This window comes from Variovorax sp. MHTC-1 (assembly GCF_003984645.1).
Classification (GTDB): Bacteria; Pseudomonadota; Gammaproteobacteria; order Burkholderiales; family Burkholderiaceae_C; genus Variovorax.
This window is the reverse complement of record NZ_RWKI01000003.1, coordinates 168,523-195,190: the sequence shown is the minus strand read 5'-3', so window position 1 is coordinate 195,190 and position 26,668 is coordinate 168,523. Positions and strand designations below refer to the sequence as shown.

General features: G+C 69.0%; 29 protein-coding genes. 14 read left to right on the top strand and 15 right to left on the bottom strand.

The window, feature by feature from the left end:
* Positions 1 to 8 precede the first annotated feature (8 nt).
* Both EJI01_RS06670 and EJI01_RS06665 read right to left on the bottom strand, forming a co-directional pair.
* Positions 9 to 833: an alpha/beta fold hydrolase gene (locus EJI01_RS06670; protein ID WP_126836345.1), complete on the bottom strand. Its 825-nt coding sequence runs from the start codon at positions 831 to 833 to the stop codon at positions 9 to 11.
* 107 nt (positions 834 to 940) lie between these two features.
* Positions 941 to 1,129 carry a hypothetical protein gene (locus EJI01_RS06665; protein ID WP_126836344.1) on the bottom strand — a complete coding sequence of 63 codons (189 nt, stop codon included), beginning with the start codon at positions 1,127 to 1,129 and terminating at the stop codon, positions 941 to 943.
* A gap of 165 nt (positions 1,130 to 1,294) precedes the next feature.
* Between EJI01_RS06665 and EJI01_RS06660 the strand changes: the two genes are divergently transcribed.
* The 4 genes from EJI01_RS06660 to EJI01_RS06645 all read left to right on the top strand — a co-directional run bounded on the left by EJI01_RS06660 (position 1,295) and on the right by EJI01_RS06645 (position 4,366).
* The gene (locus EJI01_RS06660; protein WP_126836343.1) at positions 1,295 to 1,621 is read left to right on the top strand and encodes a thrombospondin type 3 repeat-containing protein; all 327 of its coding nucleotides are present in this window, start codon (positions 1,295 to 1,297) and stop codon (positions 1,619 to 1,621) included.
* Positions 1,622 to 1,745: 124 nt separating this feature from the next.
* Positions 1,746 to 2,540 (top strand): SDR family NAD(P)-dependent oxidoreductase, encoded by a 795-nt coding sequence (locus EJI01_RS06655; RefSeq protein ID WP_126836342.1) that lies wholly within the window; start codon positions 1,746 to 1,748, stop codon positions 2,538 to 2,540.
* Positions 2,541 to 2,626: 86 nt separating this feature from the next.
* Positions 2,627 to 4,069 (top strand): DHA2 family efflux MFS transporter permease subunit, encoded by a 1,443-nt coding sequence (locus tag EJI01_RS06650; protein WP_126836341.1) that lies wholly within the window; start codon positions 2,627 to 2,629, stop codon positions 4,067 to 4,069.
* Positions 4,070 to 4,144: 75 nt separating this feature from the next.
* On the top strand, positions 4,145 to 4,366 hold the full coding sequence (locus EJI01_RS06645) for a hypothetical protein (RefSeq protein WP_126836340.1): 222 nt from the start codon (positions 4,145 to 4,147) through the stop codon (positions 4,364 to 4,366).
* A gap of 272 nt (positions 4,367 to 4,638) precedes the next feature.
* On the opposite strand, the gene EJI01_RS06640 is transcribed toward EJI01_RS06645, so the two are convergent.
* On the bottom strand, positions 4,639 to 5,862 hold the full coding sequence (locus EJI01_RS06640; RefSeq protein WP_126836339.1) for an NAD(P)/FAD-dependent oxidoreductase: 1,224 nt from the start codon (positions 5,860 to 5,862) through the stop codon (positions 4,639 to 4,641).
* A gap of 69 nt (positions 5,863 to 5,931) precedes the next feature.
* On the opposite strand from EJI01_RS06640, the gene EJI01_RS06635 reads away from it, so the two are divergent.
* Genes EJI01_RS06635 through EJI01_RS06625 form a run of 3 tightly spaced genes read left to right on the top strand, consistent with a single transcriptional unit; the run spans position 5,932 to position 8,359 of the window.
* The gene (locus EJI01_RS06635) at positions 5,932 to 6,603 is read left to right on the top strand and encodes a glutathione S-transferase family protein (RefSeq protein ID WP_126836338.1); all 672 of its coding nucleotides are present in this window, start codon (positions 5,932 to 5,934) and stop codon (positions 6,601 to 6,603) included.
* Positions 6,604 to 6,632: 29 nt separating this feature from the next.
* On the top strand, positions 6,633 to 7,496 hold the full coding sequence (locus EJI01_RS06630; RefSeq protein ID WP_126836337.1) for a hypothetical protein: 864 nt from the start codon (positions 6,633 to 6,635) through the stop codon (positions 7,494 to 7,496).
* A 23-nt stretch (positions 7,497 to 7,519) separates the two neighbouring features.
* On the top strand, positions 7,520 to 8,359 hold the full coding sequence (locus EJI01_RS06625; protein WP_126836336.1) for a RibD family protein: 840 nt from the start codon (positions 7,520 to 7,522) through the stop codon (positions 8,357 to 8,359).
* A 267-nt stretch (positions 8,360 to 8,626) separates the two neighbouring features.
* On the opposite strand, the gene EJI01_RS06620 is transcribed toward EJI01_RS06625, so the two are convergent.
* The 4 genes from EJI01_RS06620 to EJI01_RS06605 are packed head-to-tail and all read right to left on the bottom strand — an operon-like array spanning position 8,627 to position 11,919.
* Complete coding sequence (locus EJI01_RS06620; protein ID WP_126836335.1) at positions 8,627 to 9,433, bottom strand: class I SAM-dependent methyltransferase; 807 nt, start codon at positions 9,431 to 9,433, stop codon at positions 8,627 to 8,629.
* Positions 9,430 to 10,524: a glycosyltransferase family 4 protein gene (locus tag EJI01_RS06615; RefSeq protein ID WP_260602369.1), complete on the bottom strand. Its 1,095-nt coding sequence runs from the start codon at positions 10,522 to 10,524 to the stop codon at positions 9,430 to 9,432. Before EJI01_RS06615 ends, EJI01_RS06620 begins: the two co-directional genes overlap by 4 nt.
* Complete coding sequence (locus tag EJI01_RS06610; RefSeq protein WP_126836333.1) at positions 10,497 to 10,895, bottom strand: 6-pyruvoyl trahydropterin synthase family protein; 399 nt, start codon at positions 10,893 to 10,895, stop codon at positions 10,497 to 10,499. The genes EJI01_RS06615 and EJI01_RS06610 overlap by 28 nt, the downstream gene beginning before the upstream one ends.
* A gap of 25 nt (positions 10,896 to 10,920) precedes the next feature.
* Entirely contained in the window at positions 10,921 to 11,919 is a 999-nt protein-coding gene (locus tag EJI01_RS06605) for a zinc-dependent alcohol dehydrogenase (protein ID WP_126836332.1), read from the bottom strand.
* A gap of 18 nt (positions 11,920 to 11,937) precedes the next feature.
* Between EJI01_RS06605 and EJI01_RS06600 the strand changes: the two genes are divergently transcribed.
* From EJI01_RS06600 to EJI01_RS06585, 4 genes are all read left to right on the top strand, one after another.
* On the top strand, positions 11,938 to 12,720 hold the full coding sequence (locus EJI01_RS06600) for a CDP-alcohol phosphatidyltransferase family protein (RefSeq protein WP_185878844.1): 783 nt from the start codon (positions 11,938 to 11,940) through the stop codon (positions 12,718 to 12,720).
* Positions 12,717 to 13,313 carry a YceI family protein gene (locus EJI01_RS06595; protein ID WP_126836330.1) on the top strand — a complete coding sequence of 199 codons (597 nt, stop codon included), beginning with the start codon at positions 12,717 to 12,719 and terminating at the stop codon, positions 13,311 to 13,313. The genes EJI01_RS06600 and EJI01_RS06595 overlap by 4 nt, the downstream gene beginning before the upstream one ends.
* Complete coding sequence (locus tag EJI01_RS06590) at positions 13,310 to 14,944, top strand: hypothetical protein (protein WP_126836329.1); 1,635 nt, start codon at positions 13,310 to 13,312, stop codon at positions 14,942 to 14,944. Before EJI01_RS06595 ends, EJI01_RS06590 begins: the two co-directional genes overlap by 4 nt.
* 73 nt (positions 14,945 to 15,017) lie before the next feature.
* Positions 15,018 to 15,236 carry a hypothetical protein gene (locus EJI01_RS06585; protein ID WP_126836328.1) on the top strand — a complete coding sequence of 73 codons (219 nt, stop codon included), beginning with the start codon at positions 15,018 to 15,020 and terminating at the stop codon, positions 15,234 to 15,236.
* A 9-nt stretch (positions 15,237 to 15,245) separates the two neighbouring features.
* Here EJI01_RS06585 and EJI01_RS06580 read toward each other — a convergent pair whose 3' ends face one another.
* The 7 genes from EJI01_RS06580 to EJI01_RS06550 all read right to left on the bottom strand — a co-directional run bounded on the left by EJI01_RS06580 (position 15,246) and on the right by EJI01_RS06550 (position 23,186).
* Positions 15,246 to 16,262 carry an XdhC family protein gene (locus EJI01_RS06580; protein WP_126836327.1) on the bottom strand — a complete coding sequence of 339 codons (1,017 nt, stop codon included), beginning with the start codon at positions 16,260 to 16,262 and terminating at the stop codon, positions 15,246 to 15,248.
* Between the two features lie 4 nt (positions 16,263 to 16,266).
* Complete coding sequence (locus EJI01_RS06575) at positions 16,267 to 16,875, bottom strand: CoxG family protein (protein WP_126836326.1); 609 nt, start codon at positions 16,873 to 16,875, stop codon at positions 16,267 to 16,269.
* A 26-nt stretch (positions 16,876 to 16,901) separates the two neighbouring features.
* Entirely contained in the window at positions 16,902 to 18,098 is a 1,197-nt protein-coding gene (locus EJI01_RS06570; protein ID WP_126836325.1) for a vWA domain-containing protein, read from the bottom strand.
* 118 nt (positions 18,099 to 18,216) lie between these two features.
* The gene (locus EJI01_RS06565) at positions 18,217 to 19,146 is read right to left on the bottom strand and encodes an AAA family ATPase (RefSeq protein ID WP_126836324.1); all 930 of its coding nucleotides are present in this window, start codon (positions 19,144 to 19,146) and stop codon (positions 18,217 to 18,219) included.
* Between the two features lie 277 nt (positions 19,147 to 19,423).
* A complete protein-coding gene (locus EJI01_RS06560) occupies positions 19,424 to 20,215 on the bottom strand; it encodes an FAD binding domain-containing protein (RefSeq protein ID WP_126836323.1) in 792 nt (263 codons plus the stop codon).
* A 20-nt stretch (positions 20,216 to 20,235) separates the two neighbouring features.
* The gene (locus tag EJI01_RS06555) at positions 20,236 to 22,680 is read right to left on the bottom strand and encodes a xanthine dehydrogenase family protein molybdopterin-binding subunit (protein WP_126836322.1); all 2,445 of its coding nucleotides are present in this window, start codon (positions 22,678 to 22,680) and stop codon (positions 20,236 to 20,238) included.
* Between the two features lie 11 nt (positions 22,681 to 22,691).
* Positions 22,692 to 23,186 (bottom strand): (2Fe-2S)-binding protein, encoded by a 495-nt coding sequence (locus EJI01_RS06550; protein ID WP_126836321.1) that lies wholly within the window; start codon positions 23,184 to 23,186, stop codon positions 22,692 to 22,694.
* A gap of 127 nt (positions 23,187 to 23,313) precedes the next feature.
* On the opposite strand from EJI01_RS06550, the gene EJI01_RS06545 reads away from it, so the two are divergent.
* The 3 genes from EJI01_RS06545 (at position 23,314) to EJI01_RS06535 (ending at position 25,218) form a co-directional block, all read left to right on the top strand.
* Entirely contained in the window at positions 23,314 to 24,420 is a 1,107-nt protein-coding gene (locus tag EJI01_RS06545) for a helix-turn-helix domain-containing protein (RefSeq protein ID WP_126836320.1), read from the top strand.
* Between the two features lie 26 nt (positions 24,421 to 24,446).
* Entirely contained in the window at positions 24,447 to 24,776 is a 330-nt protein-coding gene (locus tag EJI01_RS06540; RefSeq protein WP_126836319.1) for a thioredoxin family protein, read from the top strand.
* A gap of 151 nt (positions 24,777 to 24,927) precedes the next feature.
* Positions 24,928 to 25,218: a GYD domain-containing protein gene (locus tag EJI01_RS06535; RefSeq protein ID WP_126836318.1), complete on the top strand. Its 291-nt coding sequence runs from the start codon at positions 24,928 to 24,930 to the stop codon at positions 25,216 to 25,218.
* 22 nt (positions 25,219 to 25,240) lie between these two features.
* Here the strand turns inward: EJI01_RS06535 and aspA are convergent, their stop codons facing one another.
* Complete coding sequence (gene aspA, locus EJI01_RS06530) at positions 25,241 to 26,665, bottom strand: aspartate ammonia-lyase (RefSeq protein WP_126836317.1); 1,425 nt, start codon at positions 26,663 to 26,665, stop codon at positions 25,241 to 25,243.
* Positions 26,666 to 26,668 lie beyond the last annotated feature (3 nt).

The following is a 26,668-nucleotide window of genomic DNA, read 5'->3' as shown; positions in this document are numbered from 1 at the left end:
AGGCGGGATCAACCCTTGATGAAGGCCAGCAGATCGGCGTTGAACTGTTCGGCATGCGTGCTGGCCAGCCCGTGCGATGCACCGGGATAGACCTTCAGCGTGGCGCCCTTGACCAGCTTGGACGACAGCATGGCCGAGGCGCCGATCGGCACGATCTGGTCGTCGTCGCCATGCGCGATCAAGGTCGGCACGTCGATCTTCTTGAGGTCTTCGGTGAAGTCGGTTTCGGAGAACTGCTTGATGCAGTCCAGCAGGCCCTTGTGCCCGCCCATCATGCCTTGCAGCCAGAACGAATCGCGCAGGCCCTGCGAAACCTTGGCGTTCGGCCGGTTGGCGCCGTAGAAGGGGACGGTCAGGTCCTTGAAGAATTGCGAGCGGTCGGCCGTGACGCCGGCGCGGATGCCGTCGAAGACCTCGAGCGGCAGGCCGCCCGGATTGGCCGCTGTCTTCAGCATCAGCGGCGGCACGGCGCCCAGCAGCACGGCCTTGGCGACGCGCTTCGTGCCGTGGCGGCCGATGTAGCGCGTCACCTCGCCGCCGCCGGTCGAATGGCCCACCATCACGGCGTCCTTGATGTCGAGCTTGTTCATCAGCTCGGCGAGGTCGTCGGCGTAGGTGTCCATGTCGTTGCCGTTCCAGGGCTGGCTGGAGCGGCCGTGGCCGCGCCGGTCGTGGGCGATGACGCGATAGCCGCGCTCGCCGAGGAACACCATCTGGGCGTCCCAGGCGTCGGCCGTCAGCGGCCAACCGTGCGAGAAGACGACCGGCTGGCCCGCCCCCCAATCCTTGTAGTAGATCTGCGTGCCGTCTTGGACGGTGATGGTGTGGCTCATGATTTGCTCTCCGGGGTTTGTGATGCGACGCCCTGCCAAGCGTAGAGGCTGGCAGGGTTCGAACGAACCGCAGGAAGAGTAATGCCGCTCTATGACTTTGGGGAGACCTAGAGTCCGGCGAGCCACTTGAAGCCGACGATGAGCGCCACCACCAGCAGCGCCAGAACCACGAGCCGTCCCCAACGCACCGCACGGGGATCCGGGGCATCGCGCAGATCGGGTCGCGCAAGCGTGTCGAACGAGGTGTCCGGCTTGTCCCTTGCCCAATCGTGAAAGTTGTCGCGCTCGGTGTTCATGTAATACATTTTAACTACATGTAAGCAAAAATTGCAAAGCGACGTTAAGGGTGCAGGGACGACCACCGGGGCGACACAGGGATATACAAGATTTCGCTTGCGCCTTACGCCTGCTTCACATGGCGGGAGCACGATGAAGGCTCCTTCCAACCACGAGGAACTCGCATGAGAAAGATCACTTTCGCACTTGGCGCCGCCGCCATGCTGTCGCTCGGCGCGATCACCGTTCCGGCCCATGCCGAGTACGGCGAGCGCTATCCGCACCGCGTGATCGTGGTTCCGGCACCGCCTCCGCCGCCGCATGTCTACTACGGGCGGCCTCACTACGGTCAGCCGTACCGTGGGCACGGCGATGGTCGTTGGGATCACCGCCGCCGCGGCTGGGGGGACAACGACCGCGACGGCGTGCCCAACCGCTACGACCGCGACCGCGACAACGACGGCGTGCCCAATCGCTACGACCGCCGCCCGAACAACCCCTATCGCTACTAGGTAGCCGCGCGCCTGCGACGGCGCTCGGCGGCATTCCGAAAACTCGTAGGACGGTGCATGTGGACACCGTCCAGTATCTCTGCTATGGTTTGTGGATGGTGTACACAAACCCGAGGAGATACGCATGCTGCTTGCCGACAAGGTTGCAGTGATCCACGGTGCTGGAGGCGCCATCGGCGGTGCAGTCGCACGCGCCTTTGCCCGGGAAGGTGCCAAGGTGTTTCTCGCCGGCCTTACGATGGCCCGGCTCCAAGCTGTGGCGGCGGACATCCAGGCCGCGGGCGGCGCGGCGGAAAGCGCGGCGGTCGATGCCCTCGACGCGCAAGCGGTCGATCGGCATGCCGATGCCGTGGCGCAGAAGGCGGGCGGCATCGACATCGCGTTGAATGCCATCGGCGTCGCGCATGTCCAGGGCACGCCTTTCGCAGACCTCTCGCTGCAGGACTACGAGTACCCGATCGGCGTCTACACGCGCAGCAACTTCATCACCGCGCAGGCCGTGGCACGACACATGGTCCAGAAGGGTTCTGGCGTGATTCTCACCCTCTCGACGCCGGGGGCCCGCCTGCCGGGACCCGGGTACATGGGAAACTGCGTGGCGAGCGCAGCGGTCGAGGCGATGTCGCGCCACCTGGCAGGCGAGCTCGGTGCGCAGGGCATCCGGGTTGTCTGCATGCGGCCCCATGCGATTCCAGAGGCGGTGGCGACTTCGCACACGCGAGAGGTGTTCCGTCCCATGGCCGAACGCACGGGCCTCGGCATCGACCAGATGCTCGCAGGCGCGGCCGCCGGCACGCTGCTGAAACGTCTGCCGACGCTGGACGAGGTGGCGAACACGGCGGTGTTCCTGGCCTCCGGCTACGCCGGCGCCATCACCGGCACCGTCGCCAACCTCAGCTGCGGCTTTCTCGTCGACTGAACGGTATTCTTTTTCATGCTCAAGACCATCCTCATCGCCATCGTCGTGCTGCTGGCCAATCCTTATACAACCGCGGAGAAGCAGGGATGAGCCGGCACATCGAAGGCCGCCGGCGCTGGCTGGCACTCATGGTTCTCTGTCTCGGCGTGCTGATGATCGTGCTCGACACCACGATCGTGAACGTGGCGCTGCCCTCGATCCGCACCGATCTCGGCTTCTCCGAGACCTCGCTGGTCTGGGTGGTGAACGCCTACATGCTCACCTTCGGCGGCTTCCTGCTCCTGGGCGGCCGGCTGGGCGATCTGTTCGGGCATCGGCGGCTGTTCCTGCTCGGCATCACGCTGTTCACCGTCGCCTCGCTGGCCTGCGGCCTCTCGAACTCGCAAGCCCTGCTGGTCGCCGCGCGCGCGGTGCAGGGCCTGGGCGGCGCGGTGGTCTCGGCGGTCGCGCTGTCGCTCATCATGAACCTGTTCACCGAACCGGCCGAACGCGCCAAGGCAATGGGCGTCTATGGCTTCGTGTGCGCCGGCGGCGGCAGCATCGGGGTGCTGCTGGGCGGGCTGCTGACCGACGCGCTCAGCTGGCACTGGATCTTTCTCGTCAACCTGCCGATCGGCGTGGCGGTCTATGGGCTGTGCCTCGCGCTGCTGCCGCACCTGCCGGGGCATGCGGCCGGCGAGAAGCTCGACGTCGGCGGCGCGGTGAGCGTCACGCTTTCGTTGATGCTGGCGGTGTATGCGATCGTCAACGGCAACGAGATCGGCTGGACTTCGACGCAGACGCTGGGCCTGCTCGGCATCGCGGCGGCACTGCTGGCGGTCTTCATCGCCATCGAGGCGCGCGTGCGCCATCCGCTGATGCCGTTGCGCCTGTTCCGGCTGCGCAACGTGTCCGTCGCCAACGTGATGGGCGTGCTGTGGGCTGCGGCGATGTTCGCGTGGTTCTTCATCTCTGCGCTCTACATGCAACTGGTGCTGGGCTACAGCCCGATGCAGGTGGGCCTCGCCTTCCTGCCGGCCAACCTCATCATGGCGGCCTTCTCGCTCGGCCTCTCGGCCAAGCTGGTGATGCGCTTCGGCAACCGCGGGCCGCTCGCATTCGGGCTGCTGCTGGCAGCCGCTGGACTGGCGCTGTTCGCCCGCGCGCCGGTGGACGGCAGCTTCCTGCTCGACGTGATGCCAGGCATGACGCTGCTCGGCCTCGGCGCCGGCATTGCGCTCAACCCGATGTTGCTGGTCGCGATGAGCGATGTCGCGCCGAGCGAATCTGGCCTTGCTTCGGGCGTCGTCAACACGTCTTTCATGATGGGCGGCGCGTTGGGGCTCGCGGTGCTCGCCAGCCTTGCCTCGGCACGCACCGACAGCCTCGCGGCCTCGGGGGCGCATGCGCTGGCGGCGCTCAACGGCGGCTATCACATGGCCTTCTTCGTCGGTGCCGTCTTTGCGGCAGCCGCAGGCCTGCTCGGCGTGCTGCTGCTGCGTACCGCGTCGCCAAGCCGCGCGGCCGAAGAAGAACCGGCCAGGGCGTGAGGCCGATGTAACCGGCGCGACGATCGGTCTTCGCCTACAGAAATCGAGGACCTCGGCGACCAGGATGAGTGGGCCATGAAAAATCCGATCAAACTCACCATCGATGAGCCGGCGCCCGGATCCTTCGTCTGGACGCTGCTCGAAACCGACACCGAAGGCGCGCCGCGGAAGGTTCTGAAATCGGCGGAATACGGCGCCGACACCTACGAGGCCGCGCTCGCGGCCGGAACCCGCGTGATGGACGCCGAGCTGCGCAGGAGCGCCGCGCCCGCGCGGCGCCGCAGCATGGCGAGCTAGGGCCTGTTAACGCTATTTGCGGGGATCGCGTTGCCCAGCCAAGGGGCTGGATGCAAGGCGCCCGCGCGCAGCAAGGCTTGCGCCTTGCAAGCGCGGGCAACGCCGCAGACGGCCCCTTGGCTGGGCAACCCGAAGGGAAGGCCTGCCAGGGCGCGCCACTCGGCGTTGCGCTCCTTGTGCGTGCCAACGCACGCACGGCGTCGCGCGCCTTGATTGGCCCGCCCTGGCAGGCCTTCGCGACCCCGCAAATAGCGTTAACAGGCCCTAGCCGCTCAGGCCAGGTGCGTCTTCAAGGGCACGGCGGGGTCGGCTGCAACCGCCGGGTCCGGGCTGCGTCCGGCCTCCAGCAGCTTGCGGCTCATCATGTGGTCCACCGGCGTGTTGACCGACTCGACGCAGCGCAGCACGCCGTCCACGTAGTGCAGCAGCGAGAACGAAGCCGGGTTGGCGCCCGGACGCCGCACCGTGCTTGCCCCGGCCGTGCCTTCGGCCGGTACCAGCCCCGCCATCTGCAAGCGCAGGCTGCCCTGATCCGACCAGAACCACGGCACCGCATCGTGCGGGCGCGCCGCGCCGGTCAAAGTGGCGACTGCTGTCCGCGCCTGGTCGTTGGCGTTCTGCACCGACTCCAGCCGCAAGGCCTGGCCCGCGCGCCGATCCGGAAAGCGCGTGCAGTCGCCGACCGCGAGCACCGCCTCGTCGCTGGTCTGCATGTAGGCATCGACCACGATCCCGTCGGCGCATTCGAGCCCGGCGGCCTGCGCGAGCGCGGTCTCCGGCACGGCGCCGATGCCGAGCATCAGCAGGTCGACCGGCTGGGCCGCGCCATCGACCTCGATCGCCGCGAGGCGCCGGCCCTCGGTCTGCCAGGCGCCGCATTGCACGCCGATCCGGATGTCCATGCCCGCGGCGCGATGGGTCGCGAGCACATGCTCTGACAGCGCGGGCGACACGGCACGGCTCAAGAGCCGCGGCGCGCTCTCCAGCACGCTCACGCGCTTGCCGAGCGCCAGCGCCGTCGCCGCCACCTCGAGGCCGATGAAGCCGCCTCCGAGCACCGTGACCTGCTGCGCCGCCATCAGCATCGAGCGCAGCTGCGCGGCTTCGTCGGCGGCGCGCAGCAGTGCCACGTTCTCGAGCCCCACCAGCGCCGGCAGGCGGCGTGCGCGGGTACCGGTGGCGAGCACCAGCCGTTCCCAGCCGAGCACGGCGCCCGAACGCAGCGTGACGGTGCGCGCCGCGCGATCGATTGCAAGCGCCGGGTCGCCCAGGTGCATCGTGATCCCGGCCTCGGCATACCACGCCTCGGCGCGGTGGAGCTGCGGCGCCTCGTCCGGACTCTTGAGGAAGGTCTTGGACAGCGGAGGCCGGTGATAGGGAATCGAGCTCTCCTCGCACACCAGGTGCACGCGGGCGCCCTGCCCCGCCTCCGCCAGGCCGGCGCACAGTTGTGCGGCGGCATGGCCGCCGCCGATGATCACGATGTTCGAGTCCATGTTTCCTTTTCTGTCGCTGCGCTGGCAGCGCTTCCGTACTGTAGCAACGGCAACATGTAGAGTGCGCCCATGGTCGTCCTCTACCACTGTGTCAGCGCCCGCTCCTTCCGCCCGCTGTGGATGCTCGAAGAGCTGGGCGCGCCCTACGAGCTGCGCATGCTGCCCTTCCCGCCGCGCGTCTTGCAGCGCAGCTATCTGGAAATCAATCCGCTCGGCACCATTCCCTACCTGATCGACGGCGAGACGCGCATGACCGAGTCCGCCGCGATCTGCCAGTACCTGGCCGAGCGATTCGACCCCGACAACCTGCGCGGCCTGGCCGTGCGGCCGCACGAGCCCGGCTTCGGTGCCTGGCTCAACGGATTGCACCAGGGCGAAGCCACGCTGACCTTCCCGCAGACCATCGTTCTGCGCTACGCCCGCTTCGAGCCCGACGAGCGCAAGCTGCCGCAGGCGGCCGAGGACTACACGCGCTGGTTCCTGGCCCGGCTGCGCGGTATCGATGCGACGATGCAGCAGCAAGACTTCCTCAGCGCGGGACGTTTCACCGCCGCCGACATCTCGGTCGGCTACGCGCTGATGCTGGCCGACAAGCTGGGCTTGGCTGCGCAGTTTCCCGCCGCCGTGACCGCCTACTGGCAACGCCTGCAGCGGCGCGAAGCCTTTGGCCGCGCACTCGTCGCGCAGCACGATGCAGCACTGGCACAGGGCGTTTCGCCCCGAGATGCCAGCGTTGACTGAATCGGCATTGCACCTGCATAACCGTAGGGATGGACTTCCACCACCCGCTGTTCCAGAGCCTGGCGCTGCCGCTTTGCATTGCATTCGCGGCAACCGGGCTTCTGCGCGGCGTGCTCGGCCCGGTCCAGGGTGCGCGCTGGGCGGCGGCGGGCGTCGCGATAGCGATCATCTGCACCGTGCTGTGGGTGCTGGGCTGGCGGCTGATGCCGGGCGCGCTGACCGAGAAGCTGCCGTGGGTCTATGCGGCGGCTGCGCTGCTGGGCCTCGGCCTGGAAGCCATGCGCGCCGGCCGGCGCGTGCAGTGGCTGGCAGCCGGCATCCTGTGGGCGCTGGTGCTGGCGGTCCTGGCCTGGCAACCGCTCCCACTCAAGATCGGTGTCTGGCTGCTGGGCCTGGCGGTGATCCGCGCCGTGCTGAAGGAAGCCCCGCGGCGTGCCGATGCGATCGCGATGCTGGTGCTTGCGAGCTTCGGGCTGGCCGCGCTCGCGATGATGTCCGGCTCCGCCCTGCTGTTCGAGTTGAGCCTCGCGCTGGGCGCCGCGCTGGCGGGCTGCGCGCTGTGGCTCTGGCCTGTGGGGCGCATCGCTTTCGGCGCCAGCGGCGCTGTCGTCGCGCTGCTGGCCTGGCTGGCGCTGGCGCAGGCCACGGCACTGCTGACGCCGGCCCCGCCGGGCGCGCTGCTGCTGCTGGCGGCGTGCTTCACTTCCGGCTCACTGGTGCGATGGGGGCATCGGCGCCTGCGGCGCGGCGAAGGCCGATCCTGGGTCGAAACGCTGATCGTCGCCGCGGTGGCAGCCCTTTGGGTGGCCGCCGCGCTGGCACTGGCCTACTGGGGCGGGGTCGACACGCCCGCCGCTAACATGGACGACCCTTATTACAAGCCCAGGTGGTGAATGCCCACAACCCGCGCCCGCTCATGAGCACGACCCAGCCCCGCAGGTTCGGCGTGCAAGGGCTGTGGCCGCTGTGCCTGGACATCGCCCGGCGTCGCCGCAGCGGCCAGCCGCAGGCGACGCCGCTGGTGGCGGACGACGATTGGGACGACGAAGCGATCGAGCTGCTCGCGCTGCTCCAACCCCTGCTCGATCGGCCGCCCGACGGCGCGCCCTGGGTCATCGGCCAGCTGGGCCAGAGCCTCGACGGCTGCATCGCCACGCGCGGCGGCGATTCCAGCTACGTGAATGGTGAGCAGGTGCTGCTGCATCTGCACCGGCTGCGCGCCCTCAGCGATGCGGTCATCGTGGGCTCCGGCAGCGCGGCCATCGACAACCCGCAGCTCACGACGCGCCGGGTGGCGGGTGCGAATCCGGTACGCGTCGTGCTCGATCCGGGCCTGCGCCTTGCGCCCACGCTGCGCGTCTTCACGGATCGCCAGGCGTCGACCCTGCTCGTCTGCGATGCAGCACGCGAGGCCGAAGCGGCGCAGCGCGTGGGTGCCGATCAGGTGCTGGGCGTGCCGGGTCTGATGGACGCCAAGGGCGCGATGGACTTGCGCGCACTGCTCCCTGCGCTGCAGCAACGCGGCCTGCGCGTGCTGTTCGTCGAAGGCGGCGGCGTCACGGTCTCGCACTTCATCGCGCAGGGCTGCATGGACCGGCTGCACCTCAGCGTCGCGCCGGTGCTGATCGGCGGCGGGCGCCCCGGCCTGCTGCTGCCGCAAAGCGCATCGATGCGCGATTGCGCGCGCCCCGCGAGCCGGGTTTTTCGCATGGGGGCGGATGTGCTGTGGGATCTGGATTTGCGGGATCCCGGGTAGGGCCTGTTAAATAACGCTATTTGCGGGGATCGCGTTGCCCAGCCAAGGGGCTGGATGCCAGGCGCCCGCGCTTGCAAGGCTTGCGCCTTGCAAGCGCGGGCAACGCCGCAGACGGCTCCTTGGCTGGGCAACCCGAAGGGAAGGCCTGCCAGGGCGCGCCACTCGGCGTTGCGCTCCTTGTGCGTGCCGACGCACGCACGGCGTCGCGCGCCTTGATTGGCCCGCCCTGGCAGGCCTTCGCGACCCCGCAAATAGCGCTAACAGGCCCTAAGGCAACGCCAGGATGTCCAGATGTCCGATGCGCAAGCACGTGCGATCGACAAGCGCAAGCCGCCGCGCCTTCCATGCGCCGACGCGCTCCTGCGCAGACGGATCCTGTTCCAGCGCCGCGTCGGCCATGCCTTCGATCATCGCTCGCAACATGCCCGGCTCCTCGATGCACCAGTCGCTCTGCGCCTGCGTGACGCGGTAGCCCATCGCATCGAGGCGGGCGACGGCCAGCGCCGCTGCTTCGCCGCCGAGCGCGGGCCCGAAACCCTTGTCGCGCCGTTGATGGGCGGCGAACAGTTCATGGACCTCCGCGTCGCCCGCCAGGCCGGGCTCCCACGCAGCCCGACCATCGACGTTCAGCGCGAAGAGCGCGGCCACGTTCGCCGCCCGCACATGGTCAAGCAGCGCATCGAGCCACGAGGCGGACACGAGGTCCAGCAGCGCGGAGGCGGTGACGAGCCGGGCTTCTTCGAAAGGCACGGCGTCGAGCGCCAGCGCGAGGTCGAGATGGATCGGACGCACGTTCGCATGCCATCCCGGCGCTTCGATCGATTCCGGCAGCGCCGCCAGCAGGCACGGGTCGTCGTCGACCATCAGCCACTGCTGGGCGCCGCCGAGTCGCGGTGCCAACTCGCGCAGATTGGCGCCGGTGCCGCAGCCCAGGTCGATCACGTGCAAGACCGGATCGTCGCCGCGCAGCCGGACCGCCGCAGCCTGCAGATCCAGAAGCGCCGCCGACGCACTGCGCGCCGTGCGATCGAAGGGCTCGCGCAGCGCGAGCCAGTCGGTGCTGAAGCCTGTCATGCGCCTCCGGCCTGCTGCCGGAAATCGGCAAGCGCCGATGCAAAGCGCACGCTGCTCTGAGACCAGGTCGGCAGGCGGCCTCGGGCCATTTGCGCGCCGGCACTGAGTTGGGCGCGCCACGCCGCATCGTCCACCAGCCGCTGCAACGCGGCACGCAGCGCGATCGCGTCGCCGGGCGGCACCAGCATCCCCGCATCGGCCGGCACCGTGTCCGGAATGGCGCCCGCGCGGGTGCTGATCACCGGCAGGCCGTGCGCCAGCGCCTCCGCAAGGGCCATGCCGTAGCCTTCATGGAACGAGGGCAGAACGAAGGCATCGGCCTTCGCATAGAGCGCGCGCAGGCCCGCCTCGTCCTGCTCGCCATGCAGCACGACGCGTTCGCGCAGGCCGTGATCTTCGATGGCCTGCATCAATGACGATGCGCATGCGGCGTCCATGACCAGGCTGCCGGCGCAATGCAGCGTCCAGCGCCTGTTCTTCAACCCGGCCAGCGCTTCGATCAGCAGGGCATGCCCCTTGCGCGGCGTCACGGTCGCCACGCACAGCAGCGACAAGGCGCCGTCGCCGGAGCCGGCAGCCAAGGGGGCCGGCTCGGTGCCGGGCTCGACCACCACGATGCGCGAAGCGGGGACGTCGAAAGCCGCCAGCGCTCGCGCCGTGGAAGGGCTGGTGACGATCACGCCACGCGCGCTGGCCAGCGCACGCCGCTCGCTTTCGAACAAGGCACGCTGCTGCGCCGCGTCGAGGCCGGTCTCCAGCGACAACGGGTGATGCACCAGCGCGATCCAGCAAAGCCGTTCCGCATGCCGTTGCGCCAGATCGGGCAAGACGCCGAAGCCGAGGCTGTCGACCACCGCCAGCGAACCATCGGGCAAGGCATCGGCCGCACGGCCGGCCTGCGCAAGCGCTGCCGCATCGGGTGCCGGATAGCCTTCGCCCAAGGTCCGGACCTCGACCTCCCACTGCTGCGCGCGCAGGCCGTCGATGATGCGGCGGTCGTAGGTGTAGCCGCCGGTGCGCGTGTTCAGGTCACCCGGCACCAGGAAGCTGCAACGCTTGATCGTCAAAGTGTGCCCTCGTAGGCCGCCCAGGCCACGTGCGATTCGTTCAACTTCACGCGCATGCCCGCCAGGCCGCCGGCATGCGGGCCGAGTTCACCGGCCGCGATGCGCGCGGCGACGCGGTCGAAGATCACGCGCGCCATGAATTCCGTGGTGGTGTTGCGCCCCTCGAAGGCCGGGTCGTCGTCGAGGTTGCGCAGGTTGAGCTCGCCCAGCACGCTGCGCAACACCTCGGTGGCGAGCGCGATGTCGACCACCACGCCGTCGGCATCGAGCTCGGCGCGGCGCAGTTCGAGATCCACCACATAGGTCGCCCCATGCAGGCGCTGCGCGGGGCCGAAGACCTGGCCGCGGAAGCTGTGGGCAATCATGAAATGGTCGCGGACGTTGACGCTGTACATGCGAAGTCTTTCCAGGTGAAGGGGGTCAGGGGTAGTCGATGCGGTGGCACAAGGTATCCGGCGCGCCGGCGGCGAGCCGGCCGAGCACCGCCGGCAGCTCGGCGAAAGGCGCGCTGTCGGTGACGAGCGCATCGAGCGCCGGCTCGCGCAGCAGCGAGAGCGCCAGCGCCATGCGCCGCCGATGGCTCCAGCGCGCGCGCTGCGCCGTGGCCACCTGGCCGACCTGCGAGCTCTTGAGCGTGAGGCGGCGCGAATGGAAGGCTTCGCCCAGCGGCAGCGTCACCGCGCGCTGCCCGTACCAGCTCAGCTCCAGCACCGTGGCCTCGAACGCGGCCAGGCGCAGCGCCGTGGCCAGGCCCGCTGCGCTGCCACTGGCATGCAGCACCAGGTCGGCATCGGGACTCGCAGCCTGCGGACTGGCGAAAGCCACGCCCAGCCCTTCTGCCACCACGCGGCGCGCGGGATGGGTGTCGATCACCTCGACCGCGCAACCCGGCATGCGCCCGGCCAGCCACGCCACCAGCAGGCCGACCACGCCCGCGCCCACGACGGCGATGCGGTCGCCGACCCGCGGCGCCGCGTCCCACAGTGCATTGACGGCGGTCTCCATGTTGGCCGCCAGCACCGCGCGTGCGGGCGGCAGGCCCTCGGGCAGCAGGTGCACGGCGTCGGCCGGCACCACGTAGCGGGTCTGGTGCGGATAGAGGCAGAACACCTCGCGGCCCAGAAGCGCCTCGGGCCCTTGCTCGACCGTGCCGACGCTCGCATAGCCGTACTTCACCGGCGCTGGAAATTCGCCTTCCTGGAAGGGCGCGCGCATGCGCTCGAATTCGCTGGCGGGCACATCGCCGCCGAACACCAGCAGCTCGGTGCCGCGGCTGATGCCGCTGTGCAGCGCCCGAACCTGCACCTCTTCGGGACTGGGCGCATCGAAGGCAGCGCGCCGGATGCCGGCCCGGCCCGGCGCCTCGATCCAGCAGGCCCAGGACTCGGCAGGAGCGGCGCGGGAGGGATATGCTGGCATGCAACGGATCTTATGACGATGCTCACTCATCCTCCTGCCGATGGCCCCGCACTCGGCGCGGGCCGGCTCGCGGCGCTGCGGCGCGATGCCTGGCGCGAGGCCGTGCCCTGCTTCCTGCTGCTGGCCGTGGCGGCCGGCGGGCTCACGGTGCTGGGCGAACTCAGTCCCTGGTTCAAGCTCAAGGCAGCCGCCGTCTTTGCGGCCGCCTTCGCGTGGGTGCTGCACGGCCTGCCGGCCCATGCGCCGAACGCGCGCTTCGGCGCCGCCAACCGCGTGACGCTGGCGCGTCTCGCGCTCGTCGCGCTGATCTCGGCCTGCATCGGCGAGCCGCTGGCCGATGCCGAAGCGATGGCTTGGTGCGTCGTCGTGGCGGGAACCACCGCCGCGCTGCTCGATGCCGTCGATGGCCCGATCGCGCGCCGCAACGGTCTGGCCAGCGAATTCGGCGCGCGCTTCGACATGGAGACCGATGCCCTGCTGGTCCTGGTGCTGAGCCTGCTGGTGTTCCACTTCGACAAGGCCGGCGCCTGGATCCTGGCTGCCGGCCTGATGCGCTACGCCTTCGTGCTGGCGATGAAGCCCTGGCCCTGGCTGGCGCGGCCGCTCGCGCCGAGCCAGCGGCGCAAGGCGGTGTGCGTGGCGCAGATCACCAGCCTGCTCGTCTGCCTCGGGCCGATCATCGCGCTGCCCTGGAGCCGGGCCATCGCGGCCGCGAGCCTGGCCGCGCTCGCTGCGTCTTTTGCGATCGACATCGCGTGGCTGATCCGCCATCGCGCATCCTCACTGGAGCCTGCCTCATGAAAGCACTCGCTACCCGTCTGCCGTACGCCCTGATCGTGTCATGCCTCATGGCGAACGCCCTGCCCGCGCGCGCCGAGGCCGCACGCTACGAGCTCGATCCCGAGCACCTCACCATCGCCTTCCTGGCCGATCACATCGGTTACGCCAAGGTGCTGGGCATGTTCCGCGCGGCGCGCGGCAGCTACAGCTTCGACGAGGCCACGGCCACGCTCAGCAATGTGCGCATCGAGGTCGACACCCAGAGCGTCTTCAGCAATTTCGCCAAGCGCGACCAGCACCTGAAGAGCGCCGACTTCCTCAATACCGCCGAGTTCCCGCGCATGGTGTTCACCGCGGCCGGCGCCAAGCGCACCGGCGAGCGCACCTTCGAAATTCCCGGCCAGCTCGAGCTGCTGGGCCGCTCCCAGCCGCTGACGCTCGCCGCGACCTGGAACAAGAGCGGGCCCTCTCCGATCGAGAAGAGCTACGTGATGGGCGTGTCCGCGCGCGGCAGCTTCAAGCGCAGCAGCTACGGGATGAACTACGCCGTCAGCAACGGCTGGGTCGGCGACGAGGTGCCGCTCATCATCGAGTTCGAGGCCAAGCGCAAATGAGGCCCGTCACCTGGGGCGGATGGCTGCTGCGCTTCGCCCTGCCGCTGCTGCTGCTCAATGCGCTGCTGACGATGGAGAACCACGGGCCGGGGCTGTGGCCGCGTCCGGCGCTGCGCCTGTCCTTCGAGCTCGCCATGGTGCTGCTCGCGCTCACGGCCTGGGTGTCCTGGCGCGGGCAGGCTGGCGCGCGCATGCTGCGCCTGCTGGCGGGCGTCACTGCCTTCTGGATGGTCGCGCGCTATTTCGACGTGACAGTGTCGGCCGTGTTCGGCCGGCAGATCAATCTCTACTGGGACAGCAGGCACGCGCTCGACGTGCTGCGCATGGGCGAGCTCGCAGCATGGCAGATCGGCCTGGCAGCGCTGGCAGCGTTGGCCATCCCTGTGCTGCTGTACGGCCTGGCATGGCGATGCTGGCGTGCGATCGCACACGAACTGGCCCGGCCGCGGCCGCGGCCCGCGATCGGCCTCGTCGGCCTGCTGCTCTTCGCGAGCTTTGCCGCGCATGGCCTCGGCGGGCGCGACACGCGCTGGTTCTTTTCGATGCCGGTCGCGCCCATTCTTGCGCAGCAGGCGGAGATCCTGGCCGGCCAGCTGCTGCCCGGCCAGGCGGCTTCGCAGCTCTCGACCAGCCCGGCCTTCGAGCACAGCTCGCTCGCAGGCCTGCGCGGCGCCGACGTGCTGCTGATCTTTGCCGAGTCCTATGGCGTCACGGCGCTCGACGATCCGCAGCAGGCCGCCGCGCTCGCGCCGGCCCGCGCACAGCTCGCGCAGGCGGTGGCGTCCGGCGGCCGGCAGGTCGTCTCGGCGCGCGTGCGCTCCCCCACATTCGGCGGCGCCTCCTGGCTGGCCCATGCGGCGCTGCTCTCCGGCGTGGACACGCGGGATCCCGGCGCCTACGAACTGCTGCTGACCACCGACCGGCCGACGCTGGTGCGTCATTTCAAGACCCGCGGCTGGCGCACGGTGAACTGGATGCCGGGCCTGCAGAAGCCCTGGCCCGAAGGCAGCTTCTACGGCTTCGACCGCTATGCCGACCGCGACCGCATCGGCTATCGCGGTCCGCCCTTCGGCTACTGGCGCATTCCCGACCAGGCCTCGATGGCGCTGCTGCACGCGCAGGAACTGGCGGAGGCTCCCGGGCAGCGCGCGCCGCGCTTCATTGTCTTCCCGACGCTGACGAGCCATGCGCCTTTCCGCCCGATCGCGCCCTATGTGCCCGACTGGCAGCGCCTGCTGGGCGCCGACGCCTACACGCCAGGCGAAGTCGCGCAGGCCGTCGCACAGCCGGGTTCGTGGCTGCAGCCAGTGCACGCGTACGTCGAATCGCTGGCCTACACCTTCCGCTGGCTGGGCGACTACCTGTCGGGCCGCGCGCCGCGGCAGCTGCTCACCATCGTGATCGGCGACCACCAGCCGATGGCGAGCGTGAGCGGCGCGGGCGCTTCGTGGGACGTGCCGGTCCACATCATCAGCGCGGACACGCAACTGCTGAAACGCTTCGAGGCCCTCGGCTTCACGCCGGACCTGCTGCCGATGCGGCCTTCGACCGCGGGCATGCATGAGCTGACGTCGGTGCTGCTCGCCGCATTCGACGGGACTACCGACGCGCCGCTGGGCAGCGCAGAATGAAAGCTGCCGCGCCCACGGCTTCCGAGCAATAGTTCATACCGGGTTCGGCCCGGGCTCTGCTAGCCTCTCTCCCATGCGCACCACTCTTCTTCTCGCCAGCATCGCAACCCTCGGCCTCGCCTGGTGGCTGGGATCCTTCGCCGGATTGATGATCGTGGTCGGCGCGTGCTTCGCACTGGCGGCCGCGACCTTCCTCTTCTCCAGGTCCCGCATGGAAGCGCGCGAATCCAAGGACATGCAGCGCGCCTTCGGCCGCAGCACCACCTTCCTCGCCGGCCTGCGCAGGCACTGACGGCTTCTTCTATTTGGGGGCGCCCGCGGCCTCCTTGGCATGCGCGACCTCGGTCTCGCGCGGCAGCCTGACGCCGTTCTTCACCGCCAGGATCTCGGCCATCACGCTCACCGCGATCTCGGGCGGCGTCTTGCTGCCGATGTAGATGCCGATCGGGCCGCGCAGGCGCGAAAGCGATGCCTCGGTCTGCTCGAAGTGCTCGATCATGCGTTCGCGCCGCGCCTGGGCATTGCGGCGCGAGCCGATCGCGCCGACGTAGAAGGCCTCGCTCTGCAGCGCCTCGAGCAGGGCCAAGTCGTCGAGCTTCGGGTCGTGCGTGAGCGCGACCACGCAGCTGCGGCGATCGGGCTTGAAAGCGCTCACTGCATCGTCGGGCATCTCGGTGCTCAGCGTCACGCCCGGCACCGACCAGGCGGTGCGGTATTCGGTGCGCGGATCGCACAGCGTCACCGCGAAGCCGCTGAACTTCGCCATCGTCGACAGGTACTCGGCCAACTGGCCGGCACCGATCAGCAGCATGCGGTACTCGGGGCCGAAGGTGTTCACCAGCTCGGCGTCGCTGATCGTGAGCTCTGCCGGCGCGCTCGCCTCGGTCACGCGCACGGCGCCGTCGGCCAGCGACACGCTCCGCTGCATCAGCCGCCCTTTTTCGAGCGCGGCCACCAGCGTTTCGAGCGAGGCGGCGTCGGGGTCGTATTCGAGCAGCAGTTCCAGCGTACCGCCGCAGGGCAGGCCGAAGCGGTGCGCCTCATCCGCCGTGATGCCGTACTTGACCAGCGCCGGCGTGCCCGAAGGCATCTCGCCCGGTGCGCCGTGCGCGCGGCTATAGCGCGCGATCAAGTCGTCTTCGATGCAGCCGCCCGAGACCGAGCCGATGACGGCGCCGTCCTCCGCCAGCGCCATGATCGAGCCGATCGGCCGCGGCGAGGATCCCCAGGTGCGCACCACGGTCGTGAGCAGCGCGCGCCGTCCCGCGAGCCGCCAGTCGCGCAGCGAGCGCAGGACCATCACGTCGAGGTTTTCCATGGTCCTATGCGTCCGTCTTTTCGTCCGTGCCGTCTGCCGGCTTGTCGGACTTTTTGCCGATGCCGATCTTGCGCATCAGGCCGGCCATCGCGCCGGTCTTCTCCTCCGGCTCGGCAGCGGGCGCTGCCTCGGTGCTCTCGGCCGCCGCGGGCGGCGGGCCGTAGCGGCTCTGCATCTCGGCCTCGAAGCGCTTGAAGAAATCGTCGGCCGTCGACTTGGCGGCGCCGTCGATCAGGCGCTGCCCGAGCTGCGCGATCTTGCCGCCCACCTGCGCCTGCACCGTGTAGTCGAGCTCGCAGCCGGGCGTTCCATCGGCGACCGGCCTCAGCGTCACGCTCGACGAACCCTTGGCGAAGCCCGCCACGCCGCCCTGTCCTTCGAAGGAGAGGCGGTAGCTGTCGGGCGGCATGATCTCGGCCAGCGCGACCTTGCCGTTGAACTTGGCCGACACCGGGCCGATCTTGAGGGCGAGCGCCACGGCGTACTGGTCATCGCCCGTGGCCTCGAACTTGTCGCAGCCGGGAATGCATTTCTTCAGCGTCTCGGGATCGTTGAGCGCCTCCCAGGCCTGCTGCTGCGTGATGCCGAGCCGGCGGTTGCCGAGCATTTCCATTGTGGTTCCTTGTGTGTCTGGCTGGCCTATCGGCCGGAGCGCATCAGAGCCGCGAGGCTCGCGGCCAGTTGTTCGAGTGCATCGAGATTGTGGACCGCGAGCATCGCGTCTGCATGGCGGTGCAGGACGGCCGCGCCGCGCGCGAGCGGCGCATAGCCTTCGTAGCGCAGCAGCGGATTGAGCCACAGCACGCGCCGCGAATGGCGCTTGAGCCACAGCAGCTCGCGCTCCAGGGCTTCGGGTTCGCCGGTGTCCAGGCCGTCGCTGATCACCAGCACCAGCGTGCGGCGGCCGGTCAGGCGGCGCGCATGACGCTCGCGCAGTTCGCCGAGCGATGCGCCGAAGCGCGTGCCGCCGGCGAAATCGGCGATGGCCTCGCCGGCTGCCGCCAGCATCGCGTCGGTATCCGCGATGCGGAAGGCCGGCGTCAGGTCGGTCAGCTGGGTGCCGAAGGCGAACACGTCGCGGCGGCCGGCGCGGCGCGTCGCCGCATGCAGAAAGGCCAGCAGCAGCCGCGCATAGCGCTCCATCGATCCGGAGACATCGACCAGCACCAGCAAAGGCAGCGGCTGCTTGCGCCGCGAGAGTCGCGGCAGGCGCAGCATCTCTCCGCCGGTGCGCCCGGCCTCGTGCCAGACGCCCGGCCAGTGCATGCGCGAATGCGCGCCGGCATCGCCGGTCACGCGCAGGCGGCGCGAGGGCAGCACCGGCACCGGCAGCGCGATGTCGCGGGCCAGCCGCTCCACCAGGCGGTACTCGGCGGCGCCGAGCGCGTTGAAGTCGGCGTGGTGCACCCGCCGGCGATCGCTCGCCGTCATCGCAGCGTCGAAGTCGACCTCGCGCTCCGTTTGTGCGGGCCTGACCGGATCGCGCGGCGCCGCGAGCGCCTCGCGCACGCGCGGCCGGCGTTTCGAAGGCTCGGCCTTGCCTTCGGCGCTCGGCAGCATCTGGGCGAGCAGCTTGTTGGCGAGTTCGGGATCGCGGAACCAGGCATCGAAGAGTTCGCGGAACACCAGGCGATCCTGCTCACGGCTGATCATCACGGCCTCCATCGCTGCCGCCAGATCGAACCGGCTGTCGACGCCGACCAGCGTCGCGGCTTCGGCGGCGAGCGCAATGCGCGCCGAATCGGTCCGCACGCCGGCGCGGCGCAGCGCGCGGCCGAAGCCCATCATGTTGCCGGCCAGCTTGCCCCGGCGCGCATCGCCCAACTGCGGAATCATCAACCCACCCCCAGGCTTCGCGCACTTCGTGTCGCGCGCGCCTTCCCCCTTGCAGGGGCAACACCAGCGACGCGGCAAAGCCGGTTCCGCGGTGTTCCTGGAACAAACCGGCGAGCGTTCATGCCTGCTCTTCTTCGCTGGGCTTCAGCAGCTCGGACGCCAGCTCATGCGTCAGCGCCGCCACGTCGTCGCGCTGCTTGAAGAGAATGCCCGCGGTGTCGACCACGATCTCGGGATCGAGCTCCACGGTGTCGAGCGCGATCAGCGCCCGGGCCCATTCGACGCTTTCGGCAATGCCTGGCGCACGCTGGAAGGCGCTGGCAAAGGGTGCGCTGCGCAGCCGCGCGACGAAAGCGGCGACCTGTTCGGAGAGCACCTCGCCCGCCTTCGGCACCTGCGCGCGCACGATGGCCAGCTCGCGCTCGCGCTCGGGGTAGTCCAGCCAGTGGTAGAGGCAGCGCCGCTTGACGGCATCGTTGAGTTCGCGCGTGCGGTTGCTGGTCAGGATGGTGACCGGCGGCACCAGCGCCCGCACCGTGCCCAGCTCGGGAATGCTGACCTGGTACTCGCCCAGGTACTCGAGCAGGAAGGCCTCGAAGGGCTCGTCGGCGCGATCGACCTCGTCGATCAGCAGCACGGCACCCGGCGCCGGCGCCTGCAGGGCCTGCAGCAGCGGCCGGCGGATCAGGTAGCGCGGCTGGTAGACCTCCGATTCGACATCGCTCGAAGCGCCGTGCGCCTCGGCCGCGCGCATGTGCAGCAGCTGCGCCGCATAGTTCCACTCGTAGAGCGCCTCGCGCTGCTCCAGGCCGTCGTAGCACTGCAGGCGCAGCAGCTCGCGCTGCAATGCGCTGGCCAGCGCCTTGGCCAATTCGGTCTTGCCGACGCCGGGCTCGCCTTCCAGCAGCAGCGGACGCTGCAGCTTGAGCGCGAGAAAGACCGCCGTCGCGAGCCGCCGGTCGGCGTAGTAGGCGGCGCCTTCCAGCGCCTGCACGACCGCGTCGATGGTATTGAAGGGGGCGGTCGTTGCAGGCGTGGTGTCTGTCATCTGTCCAGCTTAGGGCCTGTTAGCCCGTGAATCACCCCCGCGCCGAGACGGCAAGGGGTGCAGGGCTAGGCGCGGGCCGCAGCCCGGGGTCGCCCCCCGGGCAAGGACCGCAACGACGCCATGCGCCCCTTGCCGCCCCGGCCCTCCGGGTGAGGCCCCACAGAGGGCCCACTCGTCGTTGCCAATGCTCACTGGGTGTGCAACCCAGTTCCGCTTGGCGCCTAGATTGGGCCCTCTGTGGGGCCTCACGCGGGGGTGATTCATGGGCTAACAGGCCCTACGCGAGCGCCTTCTTCACTGCGCGCTGTGTGAGTACGTTGATCAGGTTGGCACGGTAGGCTGCCGAGGCATGCAGGTCGCTGTTGAGATCGCTCGAGTCGATCTTCACGCCGGCCGCTGCTTCGGGGGAGAAACTCTTCGCGAGCGCATCTTCCAGCCCCTTGTGCCGGAACACGCCGTTGCCCGCGCCGGTGACAGCGACGCGCACGCCGCTGTCGCCCTGCGTGACGAACACGCCGACCAGCGGGAAGTTCGAGGCCTTCTGGCGCAGCTTCTCGTAGGCGGCGCGCTTCGGGATCGGGAAGCGGATCGCGGTGATGAGCTCGCCCTCTTCCAGCGCGGTGGTGAAGAGACCGAGGAAGAAATCGTCGGCCGCGATCTCGCGCTTGCTGGTGACGATGGTCGCGCCGGAAGCCAGCACCGCGCTCGGGTAGCAGGCCGCCGGATCGTTGTTGGCGATCGAGCCGCCGATGGTGCCCATGGCTCGCACCTGCCGGTCGCCGATGTGGTCGGCCAGCCAGGCCAGCGCGGGAAAAGCCGCCTTGACCTCGGCATGGCTGCCGACGTCGAGGTGGCGCGTCATCGCACCGATCACGAAGGCATTGCCCTCCTTCTTGATGCCGACGAGCTCCTTGATGCCGCCGAGGTCGACCAGTTGTTCGGGCGCCGAGAGGCGCAGCTTCATCGAGGCCAGCAGCGTCTGGCCGCCGGCGAGCACCTTGCCGCCGGCGGCGACCAGCTTGGCTGCGTCGGCGACGTTGGCGGGACGTTCGAGGGTGAAGGCGTACATGGTTGTGGTTCCTTCGATGGTCAAGCGGCCGGGCGGCCCTGGGTGCTGGCGGTCAGCGGAGGCTGCTGCGGTTGCTGCGTCGGGCTCGTGCTGCCCTTCTGCATCGCCTCCCACACGCGATGCGGCGAAGCCGGCATGTCGAAGTCCTTGACGCCCAGCGGCGCCAGCGCGTCGAGCACGGCGTTGATCAGCGCCGGCGGCGAGCCGATGGCGCCGGCTTCGCCGCAGCCCTTGGTGCCCAGCGGGTTGTGGGTGCAGGGCGTGCAGGTGGTGGCCACCTTGAAGATCGGGAAATCGTCGGCCCGCGGCATCGCGTAGTCCATGAAGCTGCCGGTCAGCAGCTGGCCGCTCTCGTTGTCGTAGACGCAGTTCTCCATCAGCGCCTGGCCGAGGCCCTGCACCAGCCCGCCGTGCACCTGGCCCTCGACGATCATCGGGTTGATGATGGTGCCGAAGTCGTCGACCGCGGTGAAGCGGTCGATCTTCACTTCGCCCGTGCCCTTGTCGATCTCGACCTCGCAGATGTAGGTGCCGCCCGGGAAGGTGAAGTTGGTCGGATCGTAGAAGGCGGTCTCGTTGAGCCCCGGCTCCAGCTTGTCGAGCGGATAGTTGTGCGGCACGTAGGCCGTGAGCGCGACCTGGCCGAAGGGGATCTTCTTGTCCGTGCCCTTGACGGTGAACTCGCCGTTGGCGAACTCGACGTCGGCATCGCTCGCCTCCATCAAGTGAGCCGCGATCTTCTTGGCCTTGGTCTCGATCTTGTCGAGCGCCTTCATGATCGCCGCGCCGCCGACAGAGATCGAGCGCGAGCCGTAAGTGCCCATGCCGAAGGGCACGCGGCCGGTGTCGCCGTGCACCACGTCGACCGCCTCGACCGCGATGCCCAGGCGCGCCGCCACGACCTGCGCGAAGGTGGTCTCGTGGCCCTGGCCGTGGCTGTGCGAGCCGGTGAACACGGTCACGCTGCCGGTCGGATGCACGCGGATTTCGCCGCACTCGAAGAGGCCGGCACGCGCACCGAGCGCACCTGCGATGTTCGAGGGCGCGATGCCGCAGGCCTCGATGTAGCTCGAGTAGCCGATGCCGCGCAGCTTGCCCTTGGCCTCGGTCGCCGCCTTGCGCTCGGCGAAGCCGGCCACCTCGGCCAGCTCCTTGGCCTTGTCCATCGAAGCGTGGAAGTCGCCCGTGTCGTACTGCAGCGCCACCGGCGTCTGGTACGGGAAGGTGGTGATAAAGTTGCGCTTGCGGATCTCGTCCTGGCCCAGGTTCATTTCCCAGGCGCAGCGCGAGACCAGGCGCTCGAGCAGGTAGGTGGCCTCGGGCCGGCCGGCCCCGCGGTAGGCATCGACCGGCGCGGTGTTGGTGAACCAGGCGTCGACTTCGACGTAGATCTGCGGCGTCGTGTACTGCCCCGCGAGCAGCGTCGCGTAAAGAATGGTCGGCACCGCGGTCGAGAAGGTCGAGAGGTATGCGCCCAGGTTGGCGTCGGTGTGCACGCGCAGTGCCAGGAACTTGCCGTCCTGGTCCAGCGCCATCTCGGCGTGGCTCACATGGTCGCGCCCATGCGCATCGGACAGGAAGCACTCGGAGCGGTCGCCGGTCCACTTGATGCTGCGATTGAGCTGCTTGGCGGCCCAGGTCAGCGCCACGTCCTCGGCGTAGAGGAAGATCTTGGAGCCGAAGCCGCCGCCCACGTCGGGCGCGATCACGCGCACCTTGTGCTCGGGCAGGCCGAGCACGAAGGCCGTCATCAACAAGCGTTCGACGTGCGGATTCTGGTTGGCGACGTAGAGCGTGTATTCCTCGGTCGCGCGGCTGTAGCTGCCGATCGCGACGCGCGGCTCCATCGGATTCGGCACCAGCCGATTGTTGACCAGGTCGAGCTTCGTGACGTGCGCTGCCTTGGCGAAGGCGGCGTCGACCGCCGCCTTGTCGCCCAGCGCCCACTTGTAGCACTGGTTGTCGGGCGCGGACTCGTGGATGGTGACGCTGCTCGCCTTCTTCGCCGCGTCGGCCACGCTCACCAGCGCGGGCAGCACCTCGTAGTCGACCACGATCGCCTCGGCCGCGTTCTTGGCCTGCTCCACGGTTTCGGCCACCACCATCGCGACGTGGTCGCCCACGTAGCGCACTTTCCCGATCGCGAGGATCGGATGCGGCGGCTCCTTCATCGGCGTGCCGTCGGGGTTGTTGATGAGCCAGCCGCAGGGCAGCCCGCCCATCTTGCCGTCGATGTCCTTGCCGCTGAAGATGCCGACGACGCCTGGCATCTTCTCGGCGGCGGCGGTGTCGATCGACTTGATGTTGGCGTGCGCATGCGGCGAACGCAGGAAGATGGCATGGCTCTGGTTGGCCATCGTCACGTCGTCGGTGTACTGGCCGGCGCCGGTCAGGAAGCGGTAGTCTTCCTTGCGCTTGAGTGCCTCGCCGATGTGCGGCAGGCCGGCGAAATCGGGTGCGCCCATGATGCTGCTCCTTATGCCGTGGCAGCCGCTTTGACCGGTGCGGCGGCCATGGCCTCGCCGCCCATCTGCACGGCCTTGACGATGTTCTGGTAGCCGGTGCAACGGCACATGTTGCCGTCCAGCAGTTCGCGGACCTCGGTTTCGCTGGCTTTGGGATGGTGCGTGCACAGGTCGATCGCGCTCATCACCATGCCCGGCGTGCAGAAGCCGCATTGCAGGCCGTGGCATTCCTTGAAGGCCGCCTGCATCGGGTGCATGGTGCCGTCGGGCTGGGCGATGCCTTCGATGGTCGTGATCTTCGCGCCGCTCACTTGCGCCACCAGCACGTTGCATGACTTGACAGCGCGGCCGTTGACGTGGACGGTGCAGGCGCCGCACTGGGCGGTGTCGCAGCCCACGTGCGTTCCGGTCAGGTGAAGATGCTCGCGCAGCGCCTGCACGAGAAAGGTGTTGGGGGGCGCGTCGACCGTGACCTCGCGGCCGTTGACCGTCAATGGAACCTGCATGTGGCTGTCTCCGTTGTGGGGTGAGATGGCTGGGCAACTGGAATCTTGGACGCCGTGCAGGGGCACCATCCTAGGCAAAACCCTAGGCGCTTGCAGCGCGCGCTTGAAATTCTCAAAATGAAACACGATGACCACCTACTCCGCCGCGCCCGAACGCTCCCTCTCCATCGCACAAGCGCGGCGCGAATGGATCGAAGGTGAAGCCGCGGATCCGCGCGGCGCCCGCATCGAACCCTGGCTCGTCCGCTCGTGGCAACGCTGCCTGGCGGCCGGCCACCGTCCGCAGCAGCGCGTCTGCTTCGATCCGGTCTCGGCGGCCGCCGCCCGGCATGTCGCGGAGCGCAACCGGGCCCTGGTTTCTGCCGCGCGCCCGGTGCTCGACAAGCTGTCGCGCGCGATCGCCGATACGCACTACTTCGCGGTCCTGACCGATGCCGAAGGCATCGTGATCGACATCGGCGCCCTGCCCGGCGGCAGCGATCCCGCGGCTCGCCATGCGCGCGACATCGCGCGCATCGGCGTCGATCTTTCCGAGCGCGCAGTCGGCACCACCGCCATCGGCGCAGCGCTGGCCGAGCGCGAATCGGTATGGCTGCACCGCAACGAGCATTTCTTCGATGACACCGGCATCTACAGCTGCGCCGGCGCGCCGCTGTTCGGACCGCAGGGCCAATGCATCGGCATGCTGGACCTGACCGGCGTGCAGGTGATCGAACGCCCCGAGCTGCGGCATCTGGCGGCGCTGTCGGCGCGCAGCATCGAGAACGCGCTGATGCTGGCCTTGCCCTGCGAACTGCTGCTGCGCATCGATTGGCCGGGCTATGCCGCGGGTCCGGCCACCGAGGGCCTGCTGTGCGTCGACGCCGACGGCCGCGTGACCGGCGCCAATACCGCGGCGCGCCAGATGCTTCACCGGCCGCTGGGCGCCGACACGACGCTACATTGCAACGATCTGTTCGCGCTGCCGCCGCAAATGCTCTTCGATGCGGCGCGGCGCGGCGACACTGCACTCGAAGTGCCGTTGTGGTCAGGCCTGCGCGTGCAGGCCCATCCGCAGCTCGCGCACCGCGCACCGCGCGGCGCGAGCCAGGAGCGTCCGCGGCTGCGCGACCTCGAAACCACGTTGATCCGCCGCGCGGTGGACGACGCGCGCGGCAACGTGGCCGAGGCGGCGCGCGCACTCGGCATCAGCCGCGCCACGGTCTACCGCAAACTGGCCCGGCGCCGGCAATAAATCGCAGCCCAACGCAGAATGGAGCGATGAACGATTCCTACGCCCCGGTCGAACCTTCGCGCAGCGAAGTCGACGCGCTCTCCGGCCCCACGCTCATCGAATTCGGCGCCCCCTGGTGCGGCATCTGCAAGGCGGCGCAGCCGCTGCTCGCCGAGGCGCTGGCCGAGGTGCCGCCGCTGCGCCATCTGAAGATCGAAGATGCCAGCGGACGGCCGCTGGGCCGCTCCTTCGGCATCAAGCTGTGGCCGACGCTGATCTTCATGCGCGACGGCAAGGAGCTCGGCCGCCTGGTGCGGCCCGGCAGCGCGGACGAGATCCGGCGCGAGCTCGGGGAACTCCTCGACTCCGTCCAGTAGCGAACGGCCGCCGAATGGAATTCGGCGGGCACGCCGCCTATATTGAGTGTCAGCGATCCGTCTCCGGGGATCGCGGCTCGATGTCATCCCCTCATCGGCTTTGTGCCGCGGCCGCGGCGGCCAGGCCTCCACCTGCAACGAGGGAAGCGCCATGGCCACCTACATCTCGCTCATCAACTTCACGGACCAGGGCATCCGCGACGTCAAGGAGTCGCCCAATCGCGCCGAGGCATTCGCGACCCTGGCAAGCAAGCTGGGCCTCGCCGTCAAGAGCATTCACTGGACCACCGGCAGCTACGACCTGGTGGTCACGACCGAAGGCAGCGACGAAGCGGCGATGGCCACGCTGCTCAGCGTCGGCTCGCTCGGCAATGTGCGCTCGCAAACGCTGCGCGCCTACTCGGCCGCGGAAATCAAGAAGATCATCGGAATGATGCCGTGAGGCCTGCGCGAAGCAAGCCGCTTCAGTCCGACTTACGCGCCTTCTCGTAGGCGCGCGGCTGCGTCAGCACCTCGTGGCGCAGCGCATCTTCGAGTTCGGCCTCGGTCATCAGCTTGCGGCGCAGCACCACCTCGCGAACGTTGGTGCCGTTGGCGAAGGCCTCGGCCGCGACCTCGGTCGCTTCCTTGTAGCCGATGATCGGATTCAGCGCCGTCACCAGCGAGATCGAGCGCTCGATGCTCTCGCGCAGCCGGTCCGGATTGGCGGTGATGCCTTTCACGCACAGGTCGGCCAGGGTCATGCAGCCGTTGGTCAGGTGCTTGAAGCTGCGGAACAACGCGCTCGCGATGATCGGCTCGAAGGCGTTCAACTGCAGCTGCCCGGCCTCGGCCGCGAAGGTCACGGTCAGGTCGTTGCCGAACACCTCGAAGGCGACCTGGTTGACGACCTCCGGAATCACCGGGTTGACCTTGCCCGGCATGATCGACGAGCCGGCCTGCATCGGCGGCAGGTTGATCTCGCCGAAGCCCGAGCGCGGGCCGCTGGAGAGCAGCCGCAGGTCGTTGCAGGTCTTCGACAGCTTGACCGCGATGCGCTTCAACACGCCCGACAACTGCACGAAGGCGCCGCAGTCCTGCGTCGCCTCGATCAGGTTGGGCGCGGTGGAAAGATCGAGTCCGGTGATGCCGCGCAGCGCGGCCAGCGCACGGCCCGCGTACTCGGGATGCGCGGTAATGCCGGTGCCGATGGCCGTGGCGCCGAGGTTGACTTCGCGGATCAGGGCCGAGGCTTCGGTCAGGCGCGCGATGTCTTCCTCCAGCATGACCGCATAGGTCGAGAACTCCTGTCCGAGCGTCATCGGCACCGCGTCTTGCAGCTGGGTGCGGCCGATCTTCAGCAGATGCGCGAACTCCTTGGCCTTGGCATCGAAGGCTTCGCGCAGATAGTCCATGGCCGCGAGCAGCTCTTCGATCGCGAAGCAGGTGGCGATGCGGATCGCAGTCGGATAGACGTCGTTGGTGCTCTGCGCCATGTTGACGTGCTCGTTGGGATGCAGGTACTGGTAGTCGCCGCGGCGGTGGCCCATGATCTCGAGCGCGCGGTTGCAGACCACCTCGTTGGCGTTCATGTTGGTCGAGGTGCCGGCGCCGCCCTGGATCACGTCGACCACGAACTGCTCGTGCAGCGCGCCGCCACGGATTTCCTTGCAGGCCGCGACGATCACGTCGCGCAGCTCGGCGGGCAGGAGGCCCAGCTCGGTGTTGGCCTCGGCGGCCGCCTGCTTGACCGAGGCAAGCGCGACCACCAGCTCCGGGTAGGACGAGATGGTGGTGCCCGAGATCTGGAAGTTCTCCTTGGCGCGCAGCGTGTGCACGCCGTAGTAGGCCTCGTCGGGCACCTCGCGATCCCCCAGCAGGTCGTGTTCGATGCGCATCTTCTGGCTCATGGC